The organism is Rhodococcus sp. 1163 (assembly GCF_002091985.1).
Taxonomy (GTDB): domain Bacteria; phylum Actinomycetota; class Actinomycetes; order Mycobacteriales; family Mycobacteriaceae; genus Rhodococcoides.
This window is the reverse complement of the sequence record NZ_MKKX01000003.1, coordinates 141,900-164,149: the sequence shown is the minus strand read 5'-3', so window position 1 is coordinate 164,149 and position 22,250 is coordinate 141,900. Positions and strand designations below refer to the sequence as shown.

Below are 22,250 nucleotides of genomic sequence, written 5' to 3'. Positions count from 1 at the left end.
GTGAGGAAATTCGAACCTGTGTCGAGGTGACCGAACACGACGTTCGGTCACCTCGACTTCGGGGTTCTAGGCTCCGAGCAACCGCTGCGCGAGGTAGCCCTCGACCTGATCGAGAGCGACCCGCTCCTGCGCCATCGTGTCGCGCTCGCGGATGGTGACGGCATGGTCGTCGAGGGTGTCGAAGTCGACGGTGATGCAGAACGGCGTACCGATCTCGTCCTGACGACGGTATCGACGGCCGATGGCTCCGGCGTCGTCGAATTCCACGTTCCAGTACTGACGCAATTGCTGTGCCAGGTCCTTCGCCTTCGGCGTCAGATCGGCGTTACGCGAGAGCGGCAGGACGGCAACCTTGACCGGCGCGAGGCGGCGGTCGAGCTTGAGTACGACGCGCTTGTCGACGCCGCCCTTGGCGTTGGGTGCCTCGTCCTCGGAGTACGCGTCGACGAGGAATGCCATCAGCGAACGAGTCAGACCGGCCGCAGGCTCGATGACGTACGGCGTGTAGCGGGTATCGGTGGCCTGCTCGTAGTAGCTCAGGTCATGGCCGGATGCCTTCGAGTGCACCGAGAGGTCGTAGTCGGTGCGGTTGGCAACGCCCTCGAGCTCACCCCAGGCGCTTCCCTGGAAGCCGAAGCGGTACTCGATGTCGACGGTGCGCTTGGAGTAGTGCGAGAGCTTCTCCTTGGCATGCTCGTACAGGCGCAGGTTCTCCGGGTCGATACCGAGGTCGGTGTACCACTTCATGCGGTAGTCGATCCAGTACTCGTGCCACTCTTCGTCCTCGCCGGGCTTGACGAAGAATTCCATCTCCATCTGCTCGAACTCGCGAGTGCGGAAGATGAAGTTTCCGGGGGTGATTTCGTTGCGGAAGCTCTTACCGATCTGGCCGATTCCGAACGGCGGCTTCTTGCGCGACGTCGTCAGCACGTTGGCGAAGTTCACGAAGATGCCTTGAGCGGTCTCGGGCCGCAGATAGTGCAGCCCTTCCTCGTTGTCGACCGGTCCGAGGAACGTCTTGAGCAGGCCTGAGAACGCGCGCGGTTCGGTCCACTGGCCCGGGTCTCCGGTCTCGGGATCGCGGATATCGGCGAGGCCGTTCTCCGGCGGATGCCCGTGCTTCTCCTCGTACGCTTCGAGAAGATGATCGGCGCGGTAACGCTTGTGGGTGATCAGAGATTCGACGAGCGGATCACTGAAGGTTTCGACGTGACCCGACGCTTCCCAGACCTGACGCGGCAGAATGACCGATGAGTCGAGGCCGACGGTGTCTTCGCGGCTGGTGACCATGTTCCGCCACCACTGCTTCTTGATGTTCTCTTTGAGCTCGACGCCCAGCGGGCCGTAGTCCCAGGCAGACTTGGTGCCGCCGTAGATCTCGCCGCAGGGGTATACGAGACCTCGACGCTTGGCGAGGTTGGCGACGGTGTCGACTTTGGACTTGGGTGCCACTGGCGGAGCTCTCCATCTTCGGTGTTCGAGGGGGTAGTTGCAGGCGCTTGGCCTCGCGCCAGCCTATCGGTCGGGCGGCGTATCTCCGAACGGTCCCCATTTGGTTTGACATGCATACTCCTGCATATCAAAATGGAAGTGGTTTGCATTAACACCAAGTGCGTGAGCCTGACACCGAAGAACGACGTTCGAAAAGTAGGGAGATCCTCTTGGCAACGATGGAGACGAACCCCTCCCACCGGAGCGGTGGTGCTGCCGAAGATCCCCCATCTCAGGCTCTCGACGACCATTCCCGCGACCCGTTCGCATCTGCTCCCCCGGCACCCATCCCACCCAAGGAAACACTCGCAGCCGCAGGCGACATCCTGCGCGCTCTCGCGGCACCGGTACGTATAGCGATCGTGCTTCAACTACGCGAATCGGAGCGCTGCGTACACGAGCTGGTCGGCGCCCTCGGCGTCACACAGCCGTTGATCAGCCAACACCTGCGCGTTCTCAAGGCTGCCGGGGTCGTCCGCGGTGAGCGCAACGGCCGCGAAGTTCTCTATCGTCTCGTCGACGACCATCTGTCTCACATCGTCGTCGACGCCGTCGCACATGCCGAGGAAGGCTGAAAACACCCATGACCGACAGTTCGTCGACCGATACTGCCCGCCCCCGAAAGCCCGTCGTAGCCGGGGTGCGGGCCACCAAACAACGGAGCGCGATCTCCGACCTTCTGGACAGCATCGAGGAGTTCCGATCCGCGCAGGATCTGCACGACGAACTCCGCAAGCGTGGAGAAGGCATCGGCCTCACCACCGTCTACCGCACATTGCAGACCCTCGCCGACGCAGGCACCGTGGACGTTCTTCGCATCGACACCGGCGAATCGGTGTACCGGCGATGCTCGTCCGGGCATCACCACCATCTGGTGTGCCGCCTCTGTGGCTACACCGTCGAGGTCGAGGGCGCAGACGTGGAGAAATGGTCGCAGGACGTCGCCGAGGACAACGGCTTCAGCGACGTCAGCCACACGGTCGAAATTTTCGGTATCTGCAGCGAGTGCCGAGCAGGCTCCTAGCTCGGCCCTCCGCGAGCAGGCGTCAGGGCAAGAGTCCTACACGTGCCTTCTCGACGCCTGCGAGCACGAGAACCAGCATCGTCATCAGCGGTTCGTCGTCGAGTCCACTGGCCGGGAACGTGTACCGCAGCAGTACGTCGGCCATCTTTCCGTTGACATTGACCGAGATCGAGCCGAACTGCGACTCGGCATTGCGGTCTGCGACCTTCTTGTGCAGCGAGGCCTTCACCGGGCGATCCCACGCCAGAACCGCTGTCAGAGAAAGCACTTCGAGACCCGGCGACAGCACGAGCGAACGCAACGAGCACAAGGCCCCGGCATAATCGAACCCCAGCGACCCCTCCTCCGCCACTGTGACGGTCGCGAACTGGGCCAGCGCAATCTGGGCGCGGGATTGCAGGGTCAACTGTTCACTCATACTTGACTCCACCGAATCTGCGGTCTCTGGAAGCGAATTCGACGCATGCCGCCCACAGATCCCGGCGGTCGAAGTCCGGGAACAGCTTCTTTTGAAATACGAACTCCGCGTAGGCCGATTGCCACAGCAGGAAGTTGGATGTGCGTTGCTCACCGGACGGACGCAGAAAAAGGTCGACGTCGGGCATGTCGGGCTCGTCGAGATACTTCGCGACAGTCGCTTCGGTGATCTTCTCCGGATCGAGTTTTCCCTGCGCCACCAGCCGCGCTATTTCCTTTGTTGCGTCGGCGATTTCGGCCCGTCCGCCATAGTTGACACACATCGTCAGCGTCATGACGGTGTTGCGCTTCGTCAACTCCTCGGCGACCTCGAGCTCCTTGATCACACTGCGCCACAGGCGAGGTCGACGGCCGGCCCACCGAACGCGAACGCCCATCTCGTTCATTTCGTCGCGCCGACGGCGAATGACATCGCGGTTGAATCCCATCAGGAATTTCACCTCGTCGGGACTTCGCTTCCAGTTCTCCGTGGAGAATGCATACGCCGAGAGCCACTTCACGCCGATGTCGATGCAGCCACTGACCGTATCCATGAGCACGGCCTCACCGCGCTCGTGTCCGGCGGTACGCGGCAGGCCTCGATCCTGCGCCCACCGACCGTTGCCGTCCATGACTAACGCGACATGTTGTGGGATCAGCTCGGGTTGCAGGATCGGCGGCCGGGCGCCCGACGGGTGCGGGTCCGGTGGGCGTACAGCGATCTCCTCGTCAGGCCGTGTACGCGGTTCGCGTCGTCGAATCACGGTCTTCATCCTGCCCGACGGTCGATACTCGGACCGACTCAGCCTCGGCCTGATGCGGCTTCGATCGTTCGATCAGGGGCAACGTCCGCAACTGGCGCTCGAGATGCCATTGCAGATGCGCGGCGACAAGCCCACTCGTCTGACTACGCACCGCAGTCGACGTCGTCTCGGTGTAAACCCACTCACCACGCTCGAGGGCGACCATCAGATCGAGTACACCGGACATCGGGGTCGCTGATCCGGGCGGCCTGCAGTGAACGCAGACGGAGCCGCCTGCCGCGACATGGAACGCCCGATGCGGGCCGGGAGCGGCGCACCGGGCGCACTCGGTCAACGACGGCGCCCACCCGGCGTACCCCATTGCGCGAAGCAGGAAGGCGTCGAGGATCAGTTCTGGTGGACGAGCGCGGTCGCCGAGCGCGCGCAGCGCCCCGACAGTCAGTTGATGCAGACGCCTCGCAGGTGCATGTTCTTCGCCCGCGAGCCGTTCCGCCGTTTCGAGAATCGCGCATCCGGTGGTGTAGCAGCCGTAGTCGGTCACGATATCGCCGCCGAAAGCGTCGATGGTGTGGACCTGCGTGACGATGTCGAGGTTGCGTCCGGGATAGAGAAGAACGTCGACGTGGGCGAACGGCTCCAGCCTCGCGCCGAACTTGGACTTCGTTCGGCGGACGCCCTTCGCGACGGCCCGGACGATTCCGTTGTCTCGGGTCAAGAGCGTGACGATCCGATCGGCTTCGCCCAGCTTGTGCTGGCGCAGCACGACTGCGGTGTCCCGATAGAGCCTCACGTGTTCAATACTCCCACGCTGGTCCGACGGTTCCCACCTCCCTCGCGACGGTTCGATACTGTGCAAGCGTGGATTTTTCCCGCGCGACCCTCATCGAACAGGCCGCAGCACTCGCAGCAGGCCGCATCACCTCGGTTCAAGCCGTCACCGAGTCGCTGGACCGAATCGAGAAGAGTCAGCCAACTCTGAATGCGTTCCGCATCGTGCGAGCCGACGCTGCCTTGAAGGAGGCCTGGGAGGCTGATCGACTACGTGCAACGGGGCACACTGCTCCCCTGTTGGGCGTACCGATCGCGGTCAAGGACGACGTCGATGTCACTGGTGAACCGACGGCTTTCGGATGTGCCGGGGAGTTCCCGCGGGCAACCGCCGATTCGGAGGTGGTGCGCAGACTTCGCGACGCCGGTGCCGTCATCGTCGGTAAAACGAACAGCCCAGAGCTCGGACAGTGGCCGCTCACCGGTGGAAGCGCATTCGGGCACACTCGAAATCCCTGGAGTCGCATGCACACTCCCGGCGGTTCGTCCGGCGGAAGCTCGGCAGCGGTTGCCGCCGAATTGGTTTCGGCTGCGCTGGGTTCCGATGGTGCGGGCTCGGTGCGCATTCCGGCGTCGTGGACCAATCTCGTCGGAATCAAACCACAGCGCGGACGCATCTCGACGTGGCCGCAGCCCGAGGCCTTCAACGGCATCACCGTCATCGGCCCGCTGGCGCGGACGGTCGCTGATGCGGCACTTCTGCTCGATATCGTCTCGGGTAGTCACAACGGCGATCTGCACAAGCCGGCACCGGTGCGGGTCTCGGACGCGGTCGGTCGCAAGCCAGGCCCGCTCAGGATCGCACTGAGCCTGCGCAAGCCGTTCATTCCGACACCCTCGAAACTGGACCCCGAGATCTCGGCTGCGGCCTACGAGATGGCTGCGGTGCTGCGGTCACTGGGCCATCACGTGGTCGTGGACGATCCGAAATATGGAATCACGTTGGGGCTCAATTTCCTTCCCCGTTCACTGGCCGGTGTGGCAGCCTGGCTCGATCAGCTCCCGGATCCGTCGCTGGCCGATCCGCGGACCCGTGCCAACGCGAAACACGGGCGTGCCCTTTCCGGTGCCCCGCTGCGCGCAGCCCGTGCCGCGGAACCGCGGATCCGGCGTCGTATCGGCCGAATATTCGACGAATACGACATCGTGTTGGCTCCGACAACGGCGACTCCACCGCCGCTGATCGAAGCGATCGACGACAAAACCAACAGCGAGACCGACCGCATCATCACCGAACACTGTCCCTACACCTGGCCGTGGAACGTTCTCGGATGGCCGAGTGTGAACATCCCGGCCGGCTTCACCGCCAACGGCCTGCCGATCGGTCTGCAATTGATGGGTCACCAATCCTCGGAACCACTGCTGGTCTCTGTTGCCGCACAACTGGAGAGCGTGCTGCACTGGCACCTCGAGCGACCCGAACAGTGGTGGTGAGCGGCACCACCGACCTACTCCCACTTCATCTGCCACGGACGAAGACACACAGGCCCAACCGGAGTTGAGTCGACGGGGTGAGGCCGACAAAACTGTCCGTGGCGCTGGCCCGAGAGGCTCGCCACGCGCGAACCGAAGCAGATGGCTGGTTCGAGAGAACCTCACCCGGCAGGACGTTTCGGCGGGTAATCGAAGAAATCGTGGCAATCGAACTCTTCGATCGAGCAATGACGCTCGCTGCCAAGATCTTCACCTCGGTTCTCCCCGTCATCATCGCGGGCACGATCTTCACCGGCGGGGACATCGTCGCGCACGGAATCGACGATCAATTCGGATTCGATCCGGCAACCGGCCCTGACGGGGGTGGCGGACTACAGGCGACAGATCCTTCGTTTGCGGCGTTCGGCGTGGCGGGACTGTTGATGGTCGTCATCAGCGGCACCTCCTTCGCTCGCACCCTCACCCGGATCTACGGGAAAATCTGGAACATGCCGCCGAGCGGCCTGAATCATGCTTGGCGGTGGATGGCGGTCCTGTTTGCAGTCGCCATGTCGGTGCCGCTCCTCGGCGTCGCACGCACGGTTGCCGAACTCAGGGTCGTCGGCAGACCCCTGGCACTGTTGGTGGAGTTCGCCGTGTGGATGTTCGTGTGGATCCTCGTCCCGCATCTGCTCACGGCAGGCTGGGTGTCCGGCCGGGTGCTGTGGGCGACCGGCGCCCTCACTGCGGCGGGGCTCACTACTTTTCGCGCCGGAGGACGCGTCGTCCTCCCCCGGATCACCGAGACGGCGGAAGCGCAGTTCGGCCAGTGGGGTCTGGTATTCACTTCGATCAGTTGGCTGTTCGGGTACTCCGTCATCATCGTCGGCGCCGCTGCTGTCACCAAGGCTCTTGCCCTGGATGAAGGAATGATCGGCCGCGTCCTTCGCGGTCCGGAACCCGCGCTGGAACCCAAGCACACCGATCCGTCTACGACGGGCGATTCGTGAGATGGTGCGGGCCAATTCGTCCGTAGTGGGCGACGCGCACAACGGGCGCGCGGCAGTCGCGTCGAGGACACTGTCGATGTAGAAGCACGATGATCACTGAGGTGTGGTTATGAGTCTTCACCACGAACAACACTCGTCCCCCGGGCAGCGCTGGTCGGCTCGGGCCGCATTCGGCGCGTCGATCGGTGCGGTGGCTGTACTCCTCGTATTCGCGGGCGCCCGGACGCTGACGTTGTTCGCGGTGACGGTCGGTGCCCTCGTCGTCGGGGTCGCGGCGTTCTTCTGGTTCCTCACCAGTCGTGGTGTGATCCGATGGATCTCGCTGGCAGTGGCGCTATTCGCGCCGATCGTGGTAGTTGTCTACCTTGTCCGTGCGCAGCTGTTGTGGGTGGTGATACTCGCTCTCGGACTGGCCGCACTCGCTGCACTGTGCGCCCGGGCCGCCCTCGCCGGCGGCGCCGCAGACGCGCCGACGCCCGAGCACACTGCGTCGATTCCGGAGCGCCCGTTCCTGATCATGAACCCGCGATCGGGTGGCGGAAAGGTAGAAAGATTCGATCTGAAGAAGCGAGCCGAGGCGCTGGGCGCGGAGGTGGTATTGCTCGAGGGACCGGAAACGATCGACGTCGAAACCGTCGCCAGGAAAGCAGTGGAGCGGGGCGCAGACCTGCTCGGGGTGGCCGGCGGTGACGGAACTCAAGCTCTCGTGGCCGGTGTCGCCGCCGAGTACGACCTTCCGTTCTTGGTGATCAGTGCCGGCACCCGCAATCACTTCGCGTCGGATCTCGGGTTGGACCTCGCCGATCCGGGCCGATGTCTGGACGCGCTGTCCGATGGCGTCGAGCTACGTGTCGACCTCGGCACCATCGACGGGCGCACTTTCGTCAACAACGCCTCCTTCGGTGCCTATGCGCAGGTAGTGCAGAGCCCCGCCTATCGCGACGCGAAAACCGGAACGCTCCTTCAGATGCTGCCGGATGTGATCGCGGGCCACGACGGTGCTCGATTGATCGCCCACCTCGGCGATCTCGAGATCGACGGACCGCAAGCCGTGCTGGTGAGCAATGGACCGTACCGAACTCACGATCTGGTCGGCCTCGGACATCGGGCGCGGTTGGACCACGGCCTTCTCGGCGTGGTGACGATCTCGGTGAGCAGTGCGCGTCAGGCCGTCGGGCTCCTCCGCCGTACACGTCGCCACGGACTGACTCAACATCTCTCGGGCGATATCACCGTCGACGCAGACGAGACGATGATTCCGGTCGGAGTCGACGGTGAGGCCCTCATGCTCGGTACCCCGGTGCGTTGCACCATCATCCCTCTCGCTCTCCGAGTCCGCGTCCCGCGGGTTCGTCCCGGAGTTCGCCCATCTGCACCGGCGATGGACTGGGTCCGGCTCTTCCAGCTCGCTCGGTCACAGCGAGTCGGTCACGTGCGCTGAGAGGACGATCGATACCAACTCGAGTATCGTCCGGCGAGCGGGGCCGCGGTAAGCCCATGGGCCACAACGGAAAGCCCGATCGTGATCACTGCGGTGGTCAGTAGAAGACTCTCGTGGGGCAATTCATGAGGTTCTTCGACGATGAGTACGACGAACACGATGGTGGCGAGACCGCGCGGCCCGAACCACCCGACGAACCCGACGGTCGGTGCCCGGGCGTGCAGACCGATCATTGCCAGTGCGGCGGGAAGCATTCGGACAACGGTAAGGCTCACCACGGCATACCCGAATACGGCCCACGACAGATTGCCGAGTGCAGGCCCGAGCAAGACAGCACCGTAGACGATGAATGTCACTGCGCTGGAGAGATCCCCGAACTCCTCGATCAGGTGTGACACGTCACCGCCCGCGCGCCTGCGGATGACACCGAACGCCAGCCCACCGACGAAGGCTGCGATGAATCCGGAGCCACCGACCCCGACTGCCGCGGTATAGGCGAGCGCTGCAGCCGCTACCGGGACGATCTGAACCCACAATGGGTCTATCGACTTTCGGCGTCCAGCGATAACGAGCACGGTGCCGGCAGCGGCTCCTGCGACGATGCCGGCCGCGATACCGTAGCCGATCTGCTCGAATACCAGGACGGCGGCGGCACCACCTCCGACCGTGCCGGACTCCGTGTGTGCAATCGCAAGGACAACCAAGAAGATCGGCACGCAGATGCCGTCGTTCAACCCGCTCTCCACATTGAGGCCTTGACGAACCACTGTCGGTAGCGACGGAAGGGTCACGACCGCCTTCCCTAGCGCGGCATCGGTGGGAGCAAGAACGACGGCGAGCAAAATCGCTTCCGGAAGCGAGAACTCGTCGAAAATTACAAGTGCTGCAACGATTCCGAGCGCGATCGTCCCTGGAAGCCCGATCGCGAGCAGTCGCACAGGCAGCGCAAGCTGGCGGCGTAGTGCGGCGAAGTCGATGCGCGAGGCGTCTACGAACAACACCAGCCCGAGCGTCAGTTCGGCGAGAAGTTTGACCGCTTCACCGGCGTAATCCAATTCGATCAAATCGGACCCAGCGACACCCAGCGCCAGGCCTCCGAGAGTGAAGACGATCGGCGCAGTGATCGGAGTTCCGTCGATGCGTCCCGAGATCGCGGCGAACGCAATCAGGAGACCGGCGATGGCGGGCACCGCCCACGTCATGGCCGTACCCCTCCGAACTGTCTCGAACATTCGGTAGCGTGCGGAAGTATCGTCCGGAACACGTTGTCCTCGAACAGGTTCCGAATCATGTCGGCCGGGTGTCGTCCGGCGAAACCTCACCGAGTGCAGGCCGCGCAATCAGTTCCACTACCAGCAGAGCTGCGACGGCGACGACCACTGTCACTGCCACGACAGCACCGGAGGGGTACCTCCAGAACACCAGTGTCATCACCGCGATCGCGACGATTCCCGCACGAAGAGGGAGTCGCAACTGCGCGACCACGGACTCGAACCGATTCGGCGCTCGTCCGCCTGCACGGCCCCTGATCGCGTCGGCACCTTTGCCGTATGCGGAGCGAACCGCCACTGCCGATCCTGATGAACCGGTGAGATAGCCGACGATTGCGATCACCACCGCGAGCACGAATACCGCGCGCAAGGTCGTCTTGAGAGGCACCAGGAGTGTGTCGATCAGTACCGTCGCCGCTTGCGGGGACAACACATCAGCGGGGATTGCATCGAGATACAGCGACCGACCGATGCTGATCGCGACGGCGAGCAGCGCCATGGCCACAGCCAGGCTGACTCCGACAAGCGCACCTGCCCGTCGGCGCATGCCCTTCGGGCTAGCCCATACCGCACCAACCGCTGCGAGCAAGGTCAACCACGGAAGCACACCGGATGCTCTGTCCAACAACGAGGTTGCGCGCTGCGCCTTGACCAGGTCGGGCGCCTGAAACAGTACGAAAGACTTGTCGATCGACGGTATTTTGTCCGCGAATGCGAATCCACGCTCGGTCAGCTTGGCGCGCACCTCGTCGATGATCGGGGCCAGCGAAATGCTCACCGTGCCATCGTCGCTGACCACGACGGCCGCTCGGGTGTTGCCGGTCAGCACGGCCGTCAGGGCTTGATGCGCCTCCCGATTGGCCTGAATCCACAGTGTTTCGAATTCGTCGGAGGCCACCAGAGACTCCACTGTCTTGTGCACGAACGACTCGGCCTGGTCCGCGATGACCGGGGCGAGACCGACAACCGCGGGTGGCACGCGAGGAGCATTCTCGGTGATCGAGGTCAGGGCTTCGGCGGTGATCGACTGGACATCGAGACGGGTCATGATCTCGTTGGTGATTTGATCTTCGAGCTCACCCTGCAGCGCCGGATTCGAACCCAGCGGCGTCACCGTCTCGACATAGCGGTCGGCGTCGAGGATCTCACTGCTGGCGAATCGGGCAAGTACGGCGGAGAAGCCCAGAACTGCGACCAGGACCAGAAGCAGGATCGCGGCGATCCAGCGCGATGTCGAGTGTCCGGCGCGGGTTCGAGGTACCGCGGCCGGTGTGCGCTCCTCGCGCAGTGCGGCCAGCTCTCGCCGCAGACTGTCGAGCTCCCCCCGCTCGGTCGCGCTGAGTGGCTGTTCGGAGCCTGGTGAATCCATGTTCGGGCCTCTTCTCCGGTGGGCACAATCAGGGCCGAGCAACTGCTCCCTCATTCGATGACCTTTCGCGGCTCAGCGCGCAACTGCATCATTCGTACCGGGTGACATTGTTCGCATATCTGCATCCATCACAGGTCTTCGATCAACACGCCCACACATAGCGCGGTGAAGATCTAGGGTCGAAACCAACGGATCAGGGTGCGGCCGATGCCCCTGATGGCCACCGTCTGTGTGAGAGAAGTTTCGAGTATCCGCTGCACATCGAAGTCAGGAGTCACGATGGCAAAGCTGGAATTCAAACGCGTATCCGAGATCTCGCGCAAGGAGGTGGCAGAACGAATCATCGCGCTCGGCCACGCTCTCGCCAGCGGTTCGGAAGTGGAGATGGGCTCGGGTGGCGACTCGATATCGATCGTCGTCGCCGATCGCGTTCGGTGGGAACTCGAGATCGAAGTGGACGGAAACGAAACCGAGATCGAAATCGAGATCAGCTGGCGGGACGCCCCTTCCGACCCTGTCGACAGCGCACCGGCAGACAAGCGCGAGCCACCGCGTCGGGCTCGGGCACGCAAGTCGACCCCGAAGTAGGACCAGAAACGGACGCAGACCTCACCCGCCTCGGATGACGCCACGGCACCCGCCGAATCCTAGAGTTGGATCGTCGAGAGAGCTCGAACCAGCTGTCGTCACCCCGAGTCGCGACCATCGGCCGGATTCTCGCTGACCGATGTCCAAGTTCGAAGGAGTTCGAAACATGATCGATTCATTCTGGGAACTGATGTGGTACACGCTGATCGTGTTCGCGTTCGTCGCGTATTTGATGATCCTCTTCCAAGTTGTCGCCGACCTGTTCCGTGATCGCAACATGTCCGGTTTCGTCAAGGTCATCTGGATCATCCTGCTAGTAGTAATTCCGTATCTCACGGCCTTCGTCTACGTGATCGTGCGCGGTCGCGGCATGACGACTCGACACATCGAGGCACAGCAGTCGTCCAAGGAGGCCACCGATCAGTACATCCGAGAAGTCGCCGGCAAGTCCTCTGCCGAGCACATCGCCGACGCCAAAGCACTTCTCGACGCCGGCACCATCAGCCAAGCCGAATTCGAAACGCTGAAGGCCAAGGCGCTGAGCTGACCGACTGCTGCGACCGGGGTTCACGAAAGAAAGGAATGCACATGAGTTCTCTTGTCCTGGAGCTACATCACGTCGTGCAGCGGATGCGCGGACCCCGGCACAGGCATCACCATAGTTGCCGATCTCGTCGGCGCAACCACGTGCACACGCTCCTCGAACACCATTCGATCTAGCCGACGGCGCGATCTAGCCGACGGGCTCGGCTAGATCGCGATCAAAACCCGAGCTTGCCCATCTGCTTAGGATCTGTCTGCCAGTCCTTGGCTATCTTGACGTGCAGGTCGAGGTAGATGCGCGTACCGAGCAGCTTCTCGATCTGCAGGCGCGATGCGGTGCCGACCTCTTTCAACCGAGCACCACCCTTGCCGATGATGATCGCCTTCTGGCTCGAGCGTTCGATGTAGAGAATCGCGTGGACGTCGAGCATGTTGTCGTGGCCCTCGCGGGGAGTGATCTCATCGATGACGACCGCTAGCGAGTGGGGAAGCTCGTCGCGAATACCTTCGAGCGCGGCCTCTCTGATCAACTCCGCCATCAGGATTTCTTCGGGCTCGTCCGTCAGTTCCCCGTCCGGGTAGAAGGCGGGGCCGGGTGGCAATTCGGAGGCGAGGAGGCCGACCAGCTTCTCCACCTGCTCACCCGATTCGGCGGACACCGGAATCACGTGGCTGCTTTCCCCCAGCAACTTCGACAGAGCCATGAGCTGCTGTACGACGCGTTCCTTCTTGACCTTGTCGATCTTGGTCACGATGCCGATCAGCGTCGTCTTCGGCGAGATGTGGCGGACCTGCTCGAGAATCCAGCGATCACCCGGCCCGATCTTTTCGTCCGCTGGGATGCACAGTCCGATGACGTCGACCTCGGAATACGTATCCTGCACCAAGTCGTTGAGCCGCTGCCCGAGAAGTGTTCTCGGACGGTGCAATCCAGGGGTGTCGACGAGAATCAACTGAGCATTCTCGCGGTGAACGATGCCACGAATCGTGTGGCGCGTGGTCTGCGGACGCGATGAAGTGATGGCGATCTTGGAACCGACGAGCGCGTTGGTCAGCGTCGACTTTCCGGTGTTCGGCCGACCGACGAAACAAATGAATCCGGACCGAAAATCTTCTTCGCTCGAATCAGACATCGAGCACCTCCCAGCTCTTCCCGCCGCGCGATGCGGCCGGGATGGTTGTATTCGTTCTTCCGCACAGCTCAGGCATCGGACACTTCTGTCGACGATTCCTCATCGTGATCGTTCTCGAACCTCTCCACCAGAACGGTCGTGACTCGCACTCGACCCTTCTGATCGGCGCCGCCTTCGCCGGTGAATGCCAAGCCGTGCGCCTGCACACGCGAACCTGGGAGCGGTACACGTCCGAGCTCGTAACCCAGGAGACCACCGACGGTGTCGACGTCCTCGGATTCGATCTCGATGTCGAACAACTCGCCGACGTCATCGAGTGGCACACGTGCAGATACCCGATAGCGTCCGTCACCCAAGTCTTCGATGGGCGCAACTTCACCGGCGTCGTACTCATCGGCGATCTCTCCGACGATTTCCTCCAACACATCCTCGATGGTGACCAACCCTGCAGTTCCGCCGTATTCGTCGATGAGCACGGCCATGTGCTTACGATCACGCTGCATTTCGGCGAGCAAACTGTCCAACGGCTTGGAGTCCGGTACGAATACTGCCGGCCTCATGACGTCGGTCACCTTCACGCCGCGTCCGCCATCGGTGGAGTAGTACGTCTGCTGCACAAGATCTTTCAGGTACACGACGCCGATGATGTCGTCGACGTTCTCACCGATCACCGGAATCCGAGAGTGACCACTGCGCACGGCGAGCGAAGTCGCCTGTCCCGCTGACTTGTCGGACTCGATCCACACCATTTCCGGCCGCGGAACCATCACCTCGCGAGCCGAGGTGTCACCGAGTTCGAAGACGGACTGGATCATTCGGCGCTCGTCGTCTGCAACCACACCGCGTTCACGGGCCATGTCGACCAGTTCACGCAGTTCGATCTCGGATGCGAACGGGCCGTTGTGGAATCCGCGCCCCGGCGTGATCGCGTTGCCGATCATGATCAGCACGCGGCTCACCGGACCCAGAATCCAGCCGAGGCCTCTCAGCGGAAGTGCCGCGAACAGTGCGATCGAGTACGCGTGTTGGCGCCCGAGCGTTCTGGGGCCGACACCGATGACAATGTAACTGACCAACACCATCACAACGGCAGTGACGATAAGTGCGATCGTTTCGTCGAGAACACCGATCAGCCCACCCGCGAGTAGAACTGTGGCAACGATTTCGCACAGGATGCGAAGAAGGACCGTCAGATTCACGTATCGAGGGCGGTCCGCAACGATGGTGAGAAGACCGATAGCGCCCGGGCGACCATCTTTGACCATGTCCTCGACGCGGGCCCGTGAGACGGTGTTCAGTGCCGAATCCACGGCTGCGAACAAACCTGCGATCGGTACGAGGACGACTGCTGCCACTATCAGCGCAGGCGCATCGCTCACAGGTTGTCGCCGCCGACGAAGCCGGTTTTGCCGAGCAGCCGACTGTCCCTGGCCGCCTGCACTTCGGCTTCTTCTGCGCGACGGAGATCCTCGTACCACTCCGCCAGAATGCGATTCTGAAGAGCGAACATCTCTTTTTCTTCATCCGGTTCGGCGTGGTCGTAGCCGAGCAGATGCAGAACACCGTGGACAGTCAGCAGTGCCAACTCGTGTTCGAGAGGATGGCCGGCCGCTGCTGCCTGGTCTGCAGCAAAGGACGGGCACAGCACGATATCGCCGAGCATCGACGGGCCCGGCTCGGGAGAATCCGGACGACCGCCGGGCTCGAGCTCGTCCATCGGGAACGACATGACATCCGTAGGGCCCGGTAGGTTCATCCACCGCATATGCAGGTCCGCCATGGTGGACGAATCGACGAGAACCATCGACAACTCGGCCGCCGAATGCACGTCCATACTGGCGATAGCGAACCGGGCCACACTTACGAGATCCGTTTCGGAGACTTCCATCCCCGATTCGTTGGACACCTCGATACTCATTGCTGCTCACTCTTTCGACAAGGGACTTTCGAGCAGATTCTATCGGCGAGCAGAGCGCGGCCCTCCAGAGCGTCGCTGTGCTCGATTGCTCAGCGAGAGATCTTGGTTGTTCGTGGACTCGAACCGCTCGTAAGCGTCGACGATCTCCGACACCAGGCGATGTCGAACCACGTCGCTACTGGTCAACTGTGCAAAGTGAATGTCATCGACGTCGGTGAGTATCTCCGACGCGGCCCGTAGCCCCGAACGTGCGCCACCGGGGAGGTCGACCTGAGTGATGTCGCCGGTCACCACGATCTTCGAGCCGAAGCCCAGCCTGGTGAGGAACATCTTCATCTGCTCGGCGGTGGTGTTCTGCGCCTCGTCGAGGATGATGAACGCGTCGTTGAGGGTCCGACCACGCATGTACGCCAGCGGAGCGACCTCGATGACACCTGCCTGCATGAGCTTCGGGATAGCCTCGACATCCATCATGTCGTGCAGTGCATCGTGCAGCGGGCGCAGGTACGGGTCGATCTTGTCGTGCAACGTGCCGGGCAGAAAGCCCAGACGCTCACCGGCCTCCACCGCCGGCCGCGTCAGAATGATGCGGCTGACCTGTTTGGCCTGCAGCGACTGGACCGCCTTGGCCATCGCCAAATAGGTCTTGCCGGTACCGGCGGGGCCGACACCGAAAACGATGGTGTTGGTGTCGATTGCGTCGACGTAGCGCTTCTGATTGAGCGTCTTCGGTCGGATGGTCTTGCCTCGACGAGAAAGGATGTCCAGGCTCAGCACTTCGGCCGGTGACTCCGCGACACCATCGGTCATCATGCCCACTGCCCTGCGTACCGCATCGACGGTCAGCGGCTGCGCGCGCTTGGCGACGGCGGCCAATTCGGAGATGACACGCTCGGCGAGGGCCACGTCGGTGATCTTGCCACTCAAAGTGACTACGTTTCCTCGGACATGGATGTCGGCGCTCAGAAGCTGCTCGAGTGTCCGCAGGTTCTCATCGGAAGGTCCGAGCAGCGGAAGAACTGCCTCAGGCGCAAGCTCCATGCTGGACCGAACCATGCGTTCGGTGGGAAGTTCGCTGTGTTCACTCACGTGGTGGCTATGGCCTGCTTTCCGATGTCGACGAGCATGAAATGGACGGGGCCTGATTCGAGTTTAACGCGCATGCGAATAACAGCATTCCCATTTACCTGCCGGTACCGGCGAGCACCGCAGTCACCGAGCGCTGCCAACTCTGCGACCCGGTCTCGAGAAACGCGATGTGGTCCTCACCAGGAACGATCGTCAGTTCGGCGTTATCACCGGCAGCGCGGGCCGCTGCCACATAAAGTTCGCTCTGCGACACCGGCACCAGCGTGTCGAGCGATCCATGAATGCAATGCATCGGGACCGCGGTGGGAATGCGGTGTATCGGCGACGCCGACCGATACAGCGCGGGCGCGTCCTCGTAGTCGGCGTCGAGCAACGCGCGAACGGCAGGATTGACGATTCCCGACCTCGGTCCCGTCACCAAGTCCAGAACACCTGCCTGCGTCACGATCAGCGACGGTGTCAGCGCGCCGCCGCGCCGACCTGCCAGCCAGGCGGCCAGGTGTCCCCCGGACGAATGACCGAGCACTCGGATGTCTGTGAGATCGAGTGAGATCGAATCGAGTTCGGCAGCTATGCCGATCAGTGCGTCGAGCGCCGCGCCGACATCGTTGCTCACTTCGGGCCACAGCCCGCCTGCGCCGACGCGGCGATATTCGATGTTCCAGGCTGCGATACCCGCGCGCGCACATTCGACGGCGTACCGGGTGCCGAGGCTGGAGCTGTACTGGCCACTCCAGGATCCGCCGTGAACGATCATGACGACAGGTACACAAGTGCCGGTTTCAGCGGCGGAGCGCTCCGGGAGATAGAGGTGGCCGTACTGCTCCTCGTGCTCGCCATAGCTGATTTTGGTTCGCTCCACTAAGGCTCACGAAAGTCGAGAGGCTGCTGCGCCCAGCGGTCCGTCGAGACACCGATCGCACCCAGTGCAACGGCCGCAGCGGTCGAGGTCCGCAGAACCGTCGGACCCAACACGACGGTTCTGGCTCCGGCCGCAGTCAATTTGCCTACTTCGCTGTCGTCCAAACCACCTTCAGGACCTACCACCAACAGCACCTCGCTCACCGAACGCAGCGGCAACTCCGAGAACCTGTCGGTTGCCGATTCATGAAGCACTGCAACGATTCCCCCGCGGGAGACGACCCCACGAACGAGTTCGAGTACCGCCGCCGTGTCATGGAGTTCGGCGACGTCCGGAACGAACGGCCTTCGGGACTGCTTGGCCGCGGCGGCAACCGTACTGCGCCACCGAGCGACGCCCTTGGCTGTTTTCGCACCTTCCCAACGCGCGACGCATCGGGAGGATTGCCACGGCACGATGGAGTCGACGCCCGCTTCGGTCGCCAGTTCTACGGCCAACTCCGAACGGTCTGCTTTGGGCAGCGCTTGGACGAGCCCCACCGATGGTGTCGGCCGCGGCATGTCCGATCGAGCATTGACGGTCATTTCGAGGCGATCACGCTCGGCGGAGATCACGACGGTGTCCGCGACGCCGCCGTGCCCGTCGGAGAGCAAGATTCGCTCTCCTACTCGGATCCGCCGCACCGTAGCGGCATGGTGGCCTTCTTTCCCGTCCAGGACAGCGGTGCTACCGACCTGGGGCAAGGGATCGAGGTAGAAAACGGTGGCCGCCATCGTCAGCGACCGCTGAACGCTTCCCGGAGCCTCGAGAACAGCCCACCGCTGTGCTGGGAACCGATGGTGACGACCTCGGCTGCATCGCGGTCTCGCAGGGCTTTCAGGTCTTCGAGGAGCTGAGTCTGTTTGTTGTCCAGACGTGACGGCACCACGACCTCGAGGTGCGCGTGCAGGTCACCTCGAATTCCGGACCGGAGCTTCGGCATGCCGTGACCACGCAGTACCGCGACAGCTCCGGGCTGAGTGCCTTGATCGACGACGATGTCCGTCGGTCCGTCGATGATCGCGTCGACCGACACCGAGGTGCCGAGCGCTGCGTCGACCATCGGGACACGAATCGTGCAATGCAGATCTTCGCCGTCGCGGACGAACACGTCGTGCTGCTGCTCGACGATTTCCACGTAGAGGTCACCTGCGGGTCCGCCGCCCGGGCCGACTTCACCCTGAGAAGCGAGTCGAATCCTCATGCCGTTACTAACACCGAGCGGGACCTTGACCGAAATGTCTCGACGCGATCGAACGCGACCGTCGCCACCACATTTGCGGCACGGGTCGGGAATGGTCTCCCCGGCTCCGCGGCAGGTCGGGCACGGCCGTGAGGTCATGACCTGACCGAGGAAGGAGCGCTGAACGGACTGTACTTCGCCTGCGCCACCACAGGTTTCGCAGGTCACGGGCTTGGAGTCACCGTTGGTACCCGCACCGGTACACAAGTCGCACAGGATCGCCGTGTCGACGGTTATGTGCTTGGTGACACCTGTCGCGCACTCGTCGAGCGTAAGTTTCGTTCGCAGCAGCGAGTCGGCACCCGGCTGGACGCGACCACGGGGTCCGCGGCCACTGCCACCGCCCTGTCCGCCGAAGAACGCTTCGAATACATCTCCGAGTCCGCCGCCGAAGCCGCCACCACCGAAGCCTGCCCCGCCGCCGCCGCCTTGCTGAAGTGGGTCTCCTCCGAGGTCGACGACGCGTCGCTTCTCGGGATCGGAGAGGACCTCGTAGGCAGTGGAGATGTCCTTGAATCGGGCTTGCGCGCTCTCGTCCGGATTCACATCGGGGTGGAGTTCACGCGCAAGTTTGCGGTAGGCGCGCTTGATCTCTTGGTCCGAAGCCTTCTGGCTCACACCGAGCGTCCCGTAATAATCCCGTGCCACGTAAGTCTCTTTCGTTTTTGTCGATCCGGTCTGCGCTTGCCTCCGCTATCGCGGTGCGACAAGCAATGTCTGTTGTCCGGTGATCAGCGCTCGGCGAGAACCTCGCCGATATACCTCGCAACGGCGGCGACCGATGCAATTGTTCCCGGATAGTCCATGCGTGTGGGGCCCAGCACTCCCATACCTCCCAGAACCATGCCAGCCGAACCGTACCCAGTGGAAATCACCGAAGTTCCGCGCATCTCCTCGACCTGCGTCTCTTCACCGATCCGCACCGTCACAGTCCGCGTGTCCTGTGTCACAGCAAGTAGCTTGAGCACGATGACCTGCTCTTCCAATGCTTCGAGAACAGCACGCAACGAACCTGGGAATCCGGCGTCACCTGCAAAATCGGCGGCATTTCGGGTCAGGTTGGCGGTTCCGCCGAGCACGAGACGTTCCTCCGAGTGCTCTACCAGGGACTCGACCAACACAGTCGCAGATCTGATCATTGCATCGCGCAGGGGTTCGGGTGCATTCTCGGCGAGTTCGGCAACGGCCGCCGAAGCCGCGGCGAGACGTTTCCCTTCGAGCGCTCCACCGAGCAATCTGCGCAGTTTTGCCAAGTTTTCGTCGTCGATGACATCGCCCAGTTCGACGATGCGCTGATCGACGCGTCCGGAGTCCGTGATGAGCACCAGAAGCAGCCGGGCGGGTGTGAGCGCAACTACTTCGAGGTGGCGAACCGAGGACACCGACAACGTCGGATACTGAACGACGGCCACCTGGCGGGTGAGCTGTGCAAGCAGTCGAACCCCGCGACGAAGAACATCGTCGAGGTCGACGCCGTTTTCCAGGAACTCGAGAATCGCACGCCGCTCGGCAGGCGAGAGTGGTTTGACGTCGGCGATGCGGTCGACGAACTGTCGGTACCCCTTGTCGGTCGGTACCCGACCGGAGCTGGTGTGAGGCTGTGCGATGTAGCCCTCTGCCTCCAGCGCCGCCATGTCGTTACGCACTGTCGCGCTGGACACACCGAGGTTGTGACGTTCCACCAAGGCGCGCGACCCGACAGGTTCCTGGGTGGAGACGTAATCAGCAACTATCGCCCGAAGAATTTCGAACCGACGGTCATCAGTGCCCGACATCGGTATCCACCTCCACATCTGCTCTGTTCATGACATACACCGGGTCGGGGCGCGAACAGCCTGCTGACTGCCCTCCCCCGGCCGACCCGCCTGTCGAGTCTAGTGGCCATGGAGCAGTACCCACCGCTAGGCCTTAGTGTGGACAAGTGGGTTACTCGACTGCGACAACGGACATAGCTGTGACGAACTACACCGAATCGAGGGTCACAGCGTGATCTTCAAAGGTGTTCGCGACGGAAAGCCGTACCCCGAGCACGGCCTGTCGCTGCGGGACTGGTCCAAGATTCCTCCCCGCCAACTCCGCCTCGACGACATAGTCACCACCACGAAGGTTCTCGAACTCGACCGCCTTCTGTCCGAGGACTCGACCTTCTACGGCGATCTGTTTCCGCACGCCGTCCACTATCGCGGGGTCGTCTACCTCGAAGATGGCCTGCACAGAGCTGTGCGAGCGGCCCTGCGCAACAGGACGGTCCTACATGCCCGCGTGTTCGACTACGACGCACTGAGTGCGTGAGTTTCCAGAATTCGAATTTCCAGTGTTCGTCTCGTGGGTGATCGAACGCCCGATCACGCAGCGATAGCGCGGACGACCGCGTCGGCCAGCAGCCGGCCGTGGTCGGTGAGGACGTAACGATCGTGCTCGACAACCATCAGGCCGTCGACCACCAACTGATCGGCCGCCGCGCGCTCGGAATCAGCAAGCACATCGGCAGGCAGTCCCGTACGTAGACGGATCTTCAACATCAGCTCTTCCAGGTGAGTGTCCGCACTCGTGAGCAGTTCACTGCCTGCGACGGGGAATTCGCCTGCTGCCAACCGGTCCGCGTATCGAGCGGGGTGCTTGATGTTCCAGAACCTGGTTCCACCGATGTGACTGTGTGCCCCAGGACCGGCTCCCCACCAGTCTCCGCCATCCCAGTAGCCGACATTGTGCTTGCATTCGGCAGCGTCATCGGTCGCCCAGTTGGACACTTCGTACCAGTGCAGTCCAGCACCGGACAACACCGAGTCGATCCGCTCGTACCGGCTGGCCAGCACGTCGTCGTCGGGAGCCGGTAGCTCGCCGCGTCGAACCTTGCGCGCCATGGCCGTGCCGTCCTCGACGATCAACGCATAGGCCGACACATGATCGACGCCCGCCTCGAGAACTGCAGCAAGGGAGGCGTCGAGATCCTCCGCGCGTTCACCGGGGGTCCCGTAGATGAGGTCGAGGTTGACATGGTCGAAGCCCGCTGCCCGGGCCTCTTTCGCCGCCGCAACAGCGCGTCCGGGTGTATGCGTTCGATCGAGCACCGCGAGAACGTGAGGGGCGGCCGACTGCATGCCGAGCGAGATCCGGGTGAAGCCCGCTGCACGCAGTTTTTCGAAGAATGTCGGCGACGTCGACTCGGGATTGGACTCCGTCGTCACCTCGGCGCCCGTCGTCAGCCCGAAGCTGCCACGAACGGCGTTCAGCACATCGGTGAGGCCGTCCCCACCCAGCAGCGAGGGTGTGCCCCCGCCGACGAACACCGAGTCGGCGGTTGGCACCGATCCTGCGCGATCGTTCATGAGCGCGGCGGCGGCATCGAGTTCACGGCACAATCCGGTCAGCCACGATTCCGGCGACGCGGACGTTCCGAGCTCCCCAGCGGTGTAGGTGTTGAAATCACAGTAGCCGCATCGTGTCGCACAGAAGGGCACGTGCACGTAGATCCCGAACGGCCGCGAACCGACGCCGTCGAACGCCGCATCTGGCAGTTCGAGTGAGACTGCGGGCGAGGCGGAAAGGTTCACGCTCTCCAGTGTCCCAGAACCTGAAGAGTCGCCTCACCACACGGACAGCGTCCCGAGATCCAGGCTCTCTGCCAGCCTATTTACCGAGAAATTCGGGTAAATAGGTCGCCGCGGTCGGCACTTGCCGTATGACGTGGCACAATAGGGTCCGTGAACGACTCTGGGATCCGATTGGTGGCACGACGCCACGTCGATCTCAAGCGTGTCTGCAGTT

General features: G+C 62.8%; 23 protein-coding genes. 8 read left to right on the top strand and 15 right to left on the bottom strand.

Annotated elements, in window-relative coordinates; all coding sequences use genetic code 11:
* Positions 1-66: 66 nt before the first annotated feature.
* Positions 67-1,452, bottom strand: coding sequence for a glycine--tRNA ligase (locus BJD99_RS00750; protein ID WP_084344784.1), 1,386 nt, complete (start codon positions 1,450-1,452; stop codon positions 67-69).
* A 218-nt stretch (positions 1,453-1,670) separates the two neighbouring features.
* Here BJD99_RS00750 and BJD99_RS00745 point away from each other — a divergent pair, with 218 nt between their 5' ends.
* Complete coding sequence (locus tag BJD99_RS00745) at positions 1,671-2,066, top strand: helix-turn-helix transcriptional regulator (RefSeq protein WP_084344782.1); 396 nt, start codon at positions 1,671-1,673, stop codon at positions 2,064-2,066.
* A gap of 8 nt (positions 2,067-2,074) precedes the next feature.
* Positions 2,075-2,515, top strand: coding sequence for a Fur family transcriptional regulator (locus BJD99_RS00740; protein ID WP_084344780.1), 441 nt, complete (start codon positions 2,075-2,077; stop codon positions 2,513-2,515).
* Between the two features lie 22 nt (positions 2,516-2,537).
* Here BJD99_RS00740 and BJD99_RS00735 read toward each other — a convergent pair whose 3' ends face one another.
* Genes BJD99_RS00735 through recO form a run of 3 tightly spaced genes read right to left on the bottom strand, consistent with a single transcriptional unit; the run spans position 2,538 to position 4,525 of the window.
* Complete coding sequence (locus BJD99_RS00735; protein WP_084344778.1) at positions 2,538-2,933, bottom strand: hypothetical protein; 396 nt, start codon at positions 2,931-2,933, stop codon at positions 2,538-2,540.
* The gene (locus tag BJD99_RS00730; RefSeq protein ID WP_084344776.1) at positions 2,926-3,744 is read right to left on the bottom strand and encodes an isoprenyl transferase; all 819 of its coding nucleotides are present in this window, start codon (positions 3,742-3,744) and stop codon (positions 2,926-2,928) included. The genes BJD99_RS00735 and BJD99_RS00730 overlap by 8 nt, the downstream gene beginning before the upstream one ends.
* Complete coding sequence (gene recO, locus BJD99_RS00725; protein ID WP_084344774.1) at positions 3,701-4,525, bottom strand: DNA repair protein RecO; 825 nt, start codon at positions 4,523-4,525, stop codon at positions 3,701-3,703. Before recO ends, BJD99_RS00730 begins: the two co-directional genes overlap by 44 nt.
* A 68-nt stretch (positions 4,526-4,593) precedes the next feature.
* Between recO and BJD99_RS00720 the strand changes: the two genes are divergently transcribed.
* From BJD99_RS00720 to BJD99_RS00710, 3 genes are all read left to right on the top strand, one after another.
* Positions 4,594-5,997: an amidase gene (locus BJD99_RS00720; RefSeq protein ID WP_084344772.1), complete on the top strand. Its 1,404-nt coding sequence runs from the start codon at positions 4,594-4,596 to the stop codon at positions 5,995-5,997.
* 98 nt (positions 5,998-6,095) lie between these two features.
* Positions 6,096-6,986 carry a hypothetical protein gene (locus BJD99_RS00715; RefSeq protein ID WP_256895247.1) on the top strand — a complete coding sequence of 297 codons (891 nt, stop codon included), beginning with the start codon at positions 6,096-6,098 and terminating at the stop codon, positions 6,984-6,986.
* 109 nt (positions 6,987-7,095) lie between these two features.
* Positions 7,096-8,427 (top strand): diacylglycerol kinase family protein, encoded by a 1,332-nt coding sequence (locus BJD99_RS00710; protein WP_084344768.1) that lies wholly within the window; start codon positions 7,096-7,098, stop codon positions 8,425-8,427.
* Here BJD99_RS00710 and BJD99_RS00705 read toward each other — a convergent pair.
* Positions 8,415-9,629 (bottom strand): cation:proton antiporter, encoded by a 1,215-nt coding sequence (locus BJD99_RS00705; protein WP_084344766.1) that lies wholly within the window; start codon positions 9,627-9,629, stop codon positions 8,415-8,417. The two genes, BJD99_RS00710 and BJD99_RS00705, sit on opposite strands and share 13 nt — an antisense overlap.
* A gap of 85 nt (positions 9,630-9,714) precedes the next feature.
* Entirely contained in the window at positions 9,715-11,067 is a 1,353-nt protein-coding gene (locus BJD99_RS00700) for a hypothetical protein (protein ID WP_084344764.1), read from the bottom strand.
* Between the two features lie 279 nt (positions 11,068-11,346).
* Between BJD99_RS00700 and BJD99_RS00695 the strand changes: the two genes are divergently transcribed.
* Together BJD99_RS00695 and BJD99_RS00690 are read left to right on the top strand one after the other, a co-directional pair.
* Positions 11,347-11,655: an amphi-Trp domain-containing protein gene (locus tag BJD99_RS00695; RefSeq protein WP_084344762.1), complete on the top strand. Its 309-nt coding sequence runs from the start codon at positions 11,347-11,349 to the stop codon at positions 11,653-11,655.
* Between the two features lie 166 nt (positions 11,656-11,821).
* On the top strand, positions 11,822-12,202 hold the full coding sequence (locus tag BJD99_RS00690; protein ID WP_084344868.1) for an SHOCT domain-containing protein: 381 nt from the start codon (positions 11,822-11,824) through the stop codon (positions 12,200-12,202).
* 214 nt (positions 12,203-12,416) lie between these two features.
* Here the strand turns inward: BJD99_RS00690 and era are convergent, their stop codons facing one another.
* The 8 genes from era to hrcA form a co-directional block, all read right to left on the bottom strand.
* Complete coding sequence (gene era / locus BJD99_RS00685) at positions 12,417-13,331, bottom strand: GTPase Era (RefSeq protein WP_084344760.1); 915 nt, start codon at positions 13,329-13,331, stop codon at positions 12,417-12,419.
* Positions 13,332-13,399: 68 nt separating this feature from the next.
* A complete protein-coding gene (locus BJD99_RS00680; protein ID WP_084344758.1) occupies positions 13,400-14,710 on the bottom strand; it encodes a hemolysin family protein in 1,311 nt (436 codons plus the stop codon).
* Complete coding sequence (gene ybeY / locus BJD99_RS00675; protein ID WP_084344756.1) at positions 14,707-15,249, bottom strand: rRNA maturation RNase YbeY; 543 nt, start codon at positions 15,247-15,249, stop codon at positions 14,707-14,709. The genes BJD99_RS00680 and ybeY overlap by 4 nt, the downstream gene beginning before the upstream one ends.
* A gap of 39 nt (positions 15,250-15,288) precedes the next feature.
* Positions 15,289-16,305: a PhoH family protein gene (locus BJD99_RS00670; protein ID WP_179142129.1), complete on the bottom strand. Its 1,017-nt coding sequence runs from the start codon at positions 16,303-16,305 to the stop codon at positions 15,289-15,291.
* 127 nt (positions 16,306-16,432) lie between these two features.
* Entirely contained in the window at positions 16,433-17,200 is a 768-nt protein-coding gene (locus BJD99_RS00665; protein WP_084344752.1) for an alpha/beta hydrolase, read from the bottom strand.
* Positions 17,200-17,973 (bottom strand): 16S rRNA (uracil(1498)-N(3))-methyltransferase, encoded by a 774-nt coding sequence (locus BJD99_RS00660; RefSeq protein ID WP_084344750.1) that lies wholly within the window; start codon positions 17,971-17,973, stop codon positions 17,200-17,202. Before BJD99_RS00660 ends, BJD99_RS00665 begins: the two co-directional genes overlap by 1 nt.
* A 2-nt stretch (positions 17,974-17,975) precedes the next feature.
* Entirely contained in the window at positions 17,976-19,130 is a 1,155-nt protein-coding gene (gene dnaJ, locus BJD99_RS00655) for a molecular chaperone DnaJ (RefSeq protein WP_084344748.1), read from the bottom strand.
* A gap of 83 nt (positions 19,131-19,213) precedes the next feature.
* The gene (hrcA, locus tag BJD99_RS00650; RefSeq protein WP_084344866.1) at positions 19,214-20,257 is read right to left on the bottom strand and encodes a heat-inducible transcriptional repressor HrcA; all 1,044 of its coding nucleotides are present in this window, start codon (positions 20,255-20,257) and stop codon (positions 19,214-19,216) included.
* Positions 20,258-20,468: 211 nt separating this feature from the next.
* On the opposite strand from hrcA, the gene BJD99_RS00645 reads away from it, so the two are divergent.
* The gene (locus BJD99_RS00645) at positions 20,469-20,774 is read left to right on the top strand and encodes a type II toxin-antitoxin system VapB family antitoxin (RefSeq protein ID WP_084344746.1); all 306 of its coding nucleotides are present in this window, start codon (positions 20,469-20,471) and stop codon (positions 20,772-20,774) included.
* 53 nt (positions 20,775-20,827) lie between these two features.
* Here BJD99_RS00645 and hemW read toward each other — a convergent pair whose 3' ends face one another.
* On the bottom strand, positions 20,828-22,036 hold the full coding sequence (gene hemW, locus BJD99_RS00640) for a radical SAM family heme chaperone HemW (RefSeq protein WP_084344744.1): 1,209 nt from the start codon (positions 22,034-22,036) through the stop codon (positions 20,828-20,830).
* Positions 22,037-22,250 lie beyond the last annotated feature (214 nt).

What these genes read in the sequence shown, in the direction of transcription:
- BJD99_RS00710 (WP_084344768.1), top strand. Translation starts at nt 7,096, where the DNA reads ATGAGTCTTCACCACGAACAACACTCGTCCCCCGGGCAGCGCTGGTCG.
- BJD99_RS00740 (WP_084344780.1), top strand. Translation starts at nt 2,075, where the DNA reads ATGACCGACAGTTCGTCGACCGATACTGCCCGCCCCCGAAAGCCCGTC.
- BJD99_RS00695 (WP_084344762.1), top strand. Translation starts at nt 11,347, where the DNA reads ATGGCAAAGCTGGAATTCAAACGCGTATCCGAGATCTCGCGCAAGGAG.
- BJD99_RS00730 (WP_084344776.1), bottom strand. Translation starts at nt 3,744, where the DNA reads ATGAAGACCGTGATTCGACGACGCGAACCGCGTACACGGCCTGACGAG.
- BJD99_RS00660 (WP_084344750.1), bottom strand. Translation starts at nt 17,973, where the DNA reads ATGGCGGCCACCGTTTTCTACCTCGATCCCTTGCCCCAGGTCGGTAGC.
- BJD99_RS00670 (WP_179142129.1), bottom strand. Translation starts at nt 16,305, where the DNA reads ATGGTTCGGTCCAGCATGGAGCTTGCGCCTGAGGCAGTTCTTCCGCTG.
- BJD99_RS00735 (WP_084344778.1), bottom strand. Translation starts at nt 2,933, where the DNA reads ATGAGTGAACAGTTGACCCTGCAATCCCGCGCCCAGATTGCGCTGGCC.
- BJD99_RS00705 (WP_084344766.1), bottom strand. Translation starts at nt 9,629, where the DNA reads ATGACGTGGGCGGTGCCCGCCATCGCCGGTCTCCTGATTGCGTTCGCC.
- BJD99_RS00690 (WP_084344868.1), top strand. Translation starts at nt 11,822, where the DNA reads ATGATCGATTCATTCTGGGAACTGATGTGGTACACGCTGATCGTGTTC.
- BJD99_RS00745 (WP_084344782.1), top strand. Translation starts at nt 1,671, where the DNA reads ATGGAGACGAACCCCTCCCACCGGAGCGGTGGTGCTGCCGAAGATCCC.
- era (WP_084344760.1), bottom strand. Translation starts at nt 13,331, where the DNA reads ATGTCTGATTCGAGCGAAGAAGATTTTCGGTCCGGATTCATTTGTTTC.
- BJD99_RS00700 (WP_084344764.1), bottom strand. Translation starts at nt 11,067, where the DNA reads ATGGATTCACCAGGCTCCGAACAGCCACTCAGCGCGACCGAGCGGGGG.
- hrcA (WP_084344866.1), bottom strand. Translation starts at nt 20,257, where the DNA reads ATGTCGGGCACTGATGACCGTCGGTTCGAAATTCTTCGGGCGATAGTT.
- ybeY (WP_084344756.1), bottom strand. Translation starts at nt 15,249, where the DNA reads ATGAGTATCGAGGTGTCCAACGAATCGGGGATGGAAGTCTCCGAAACG.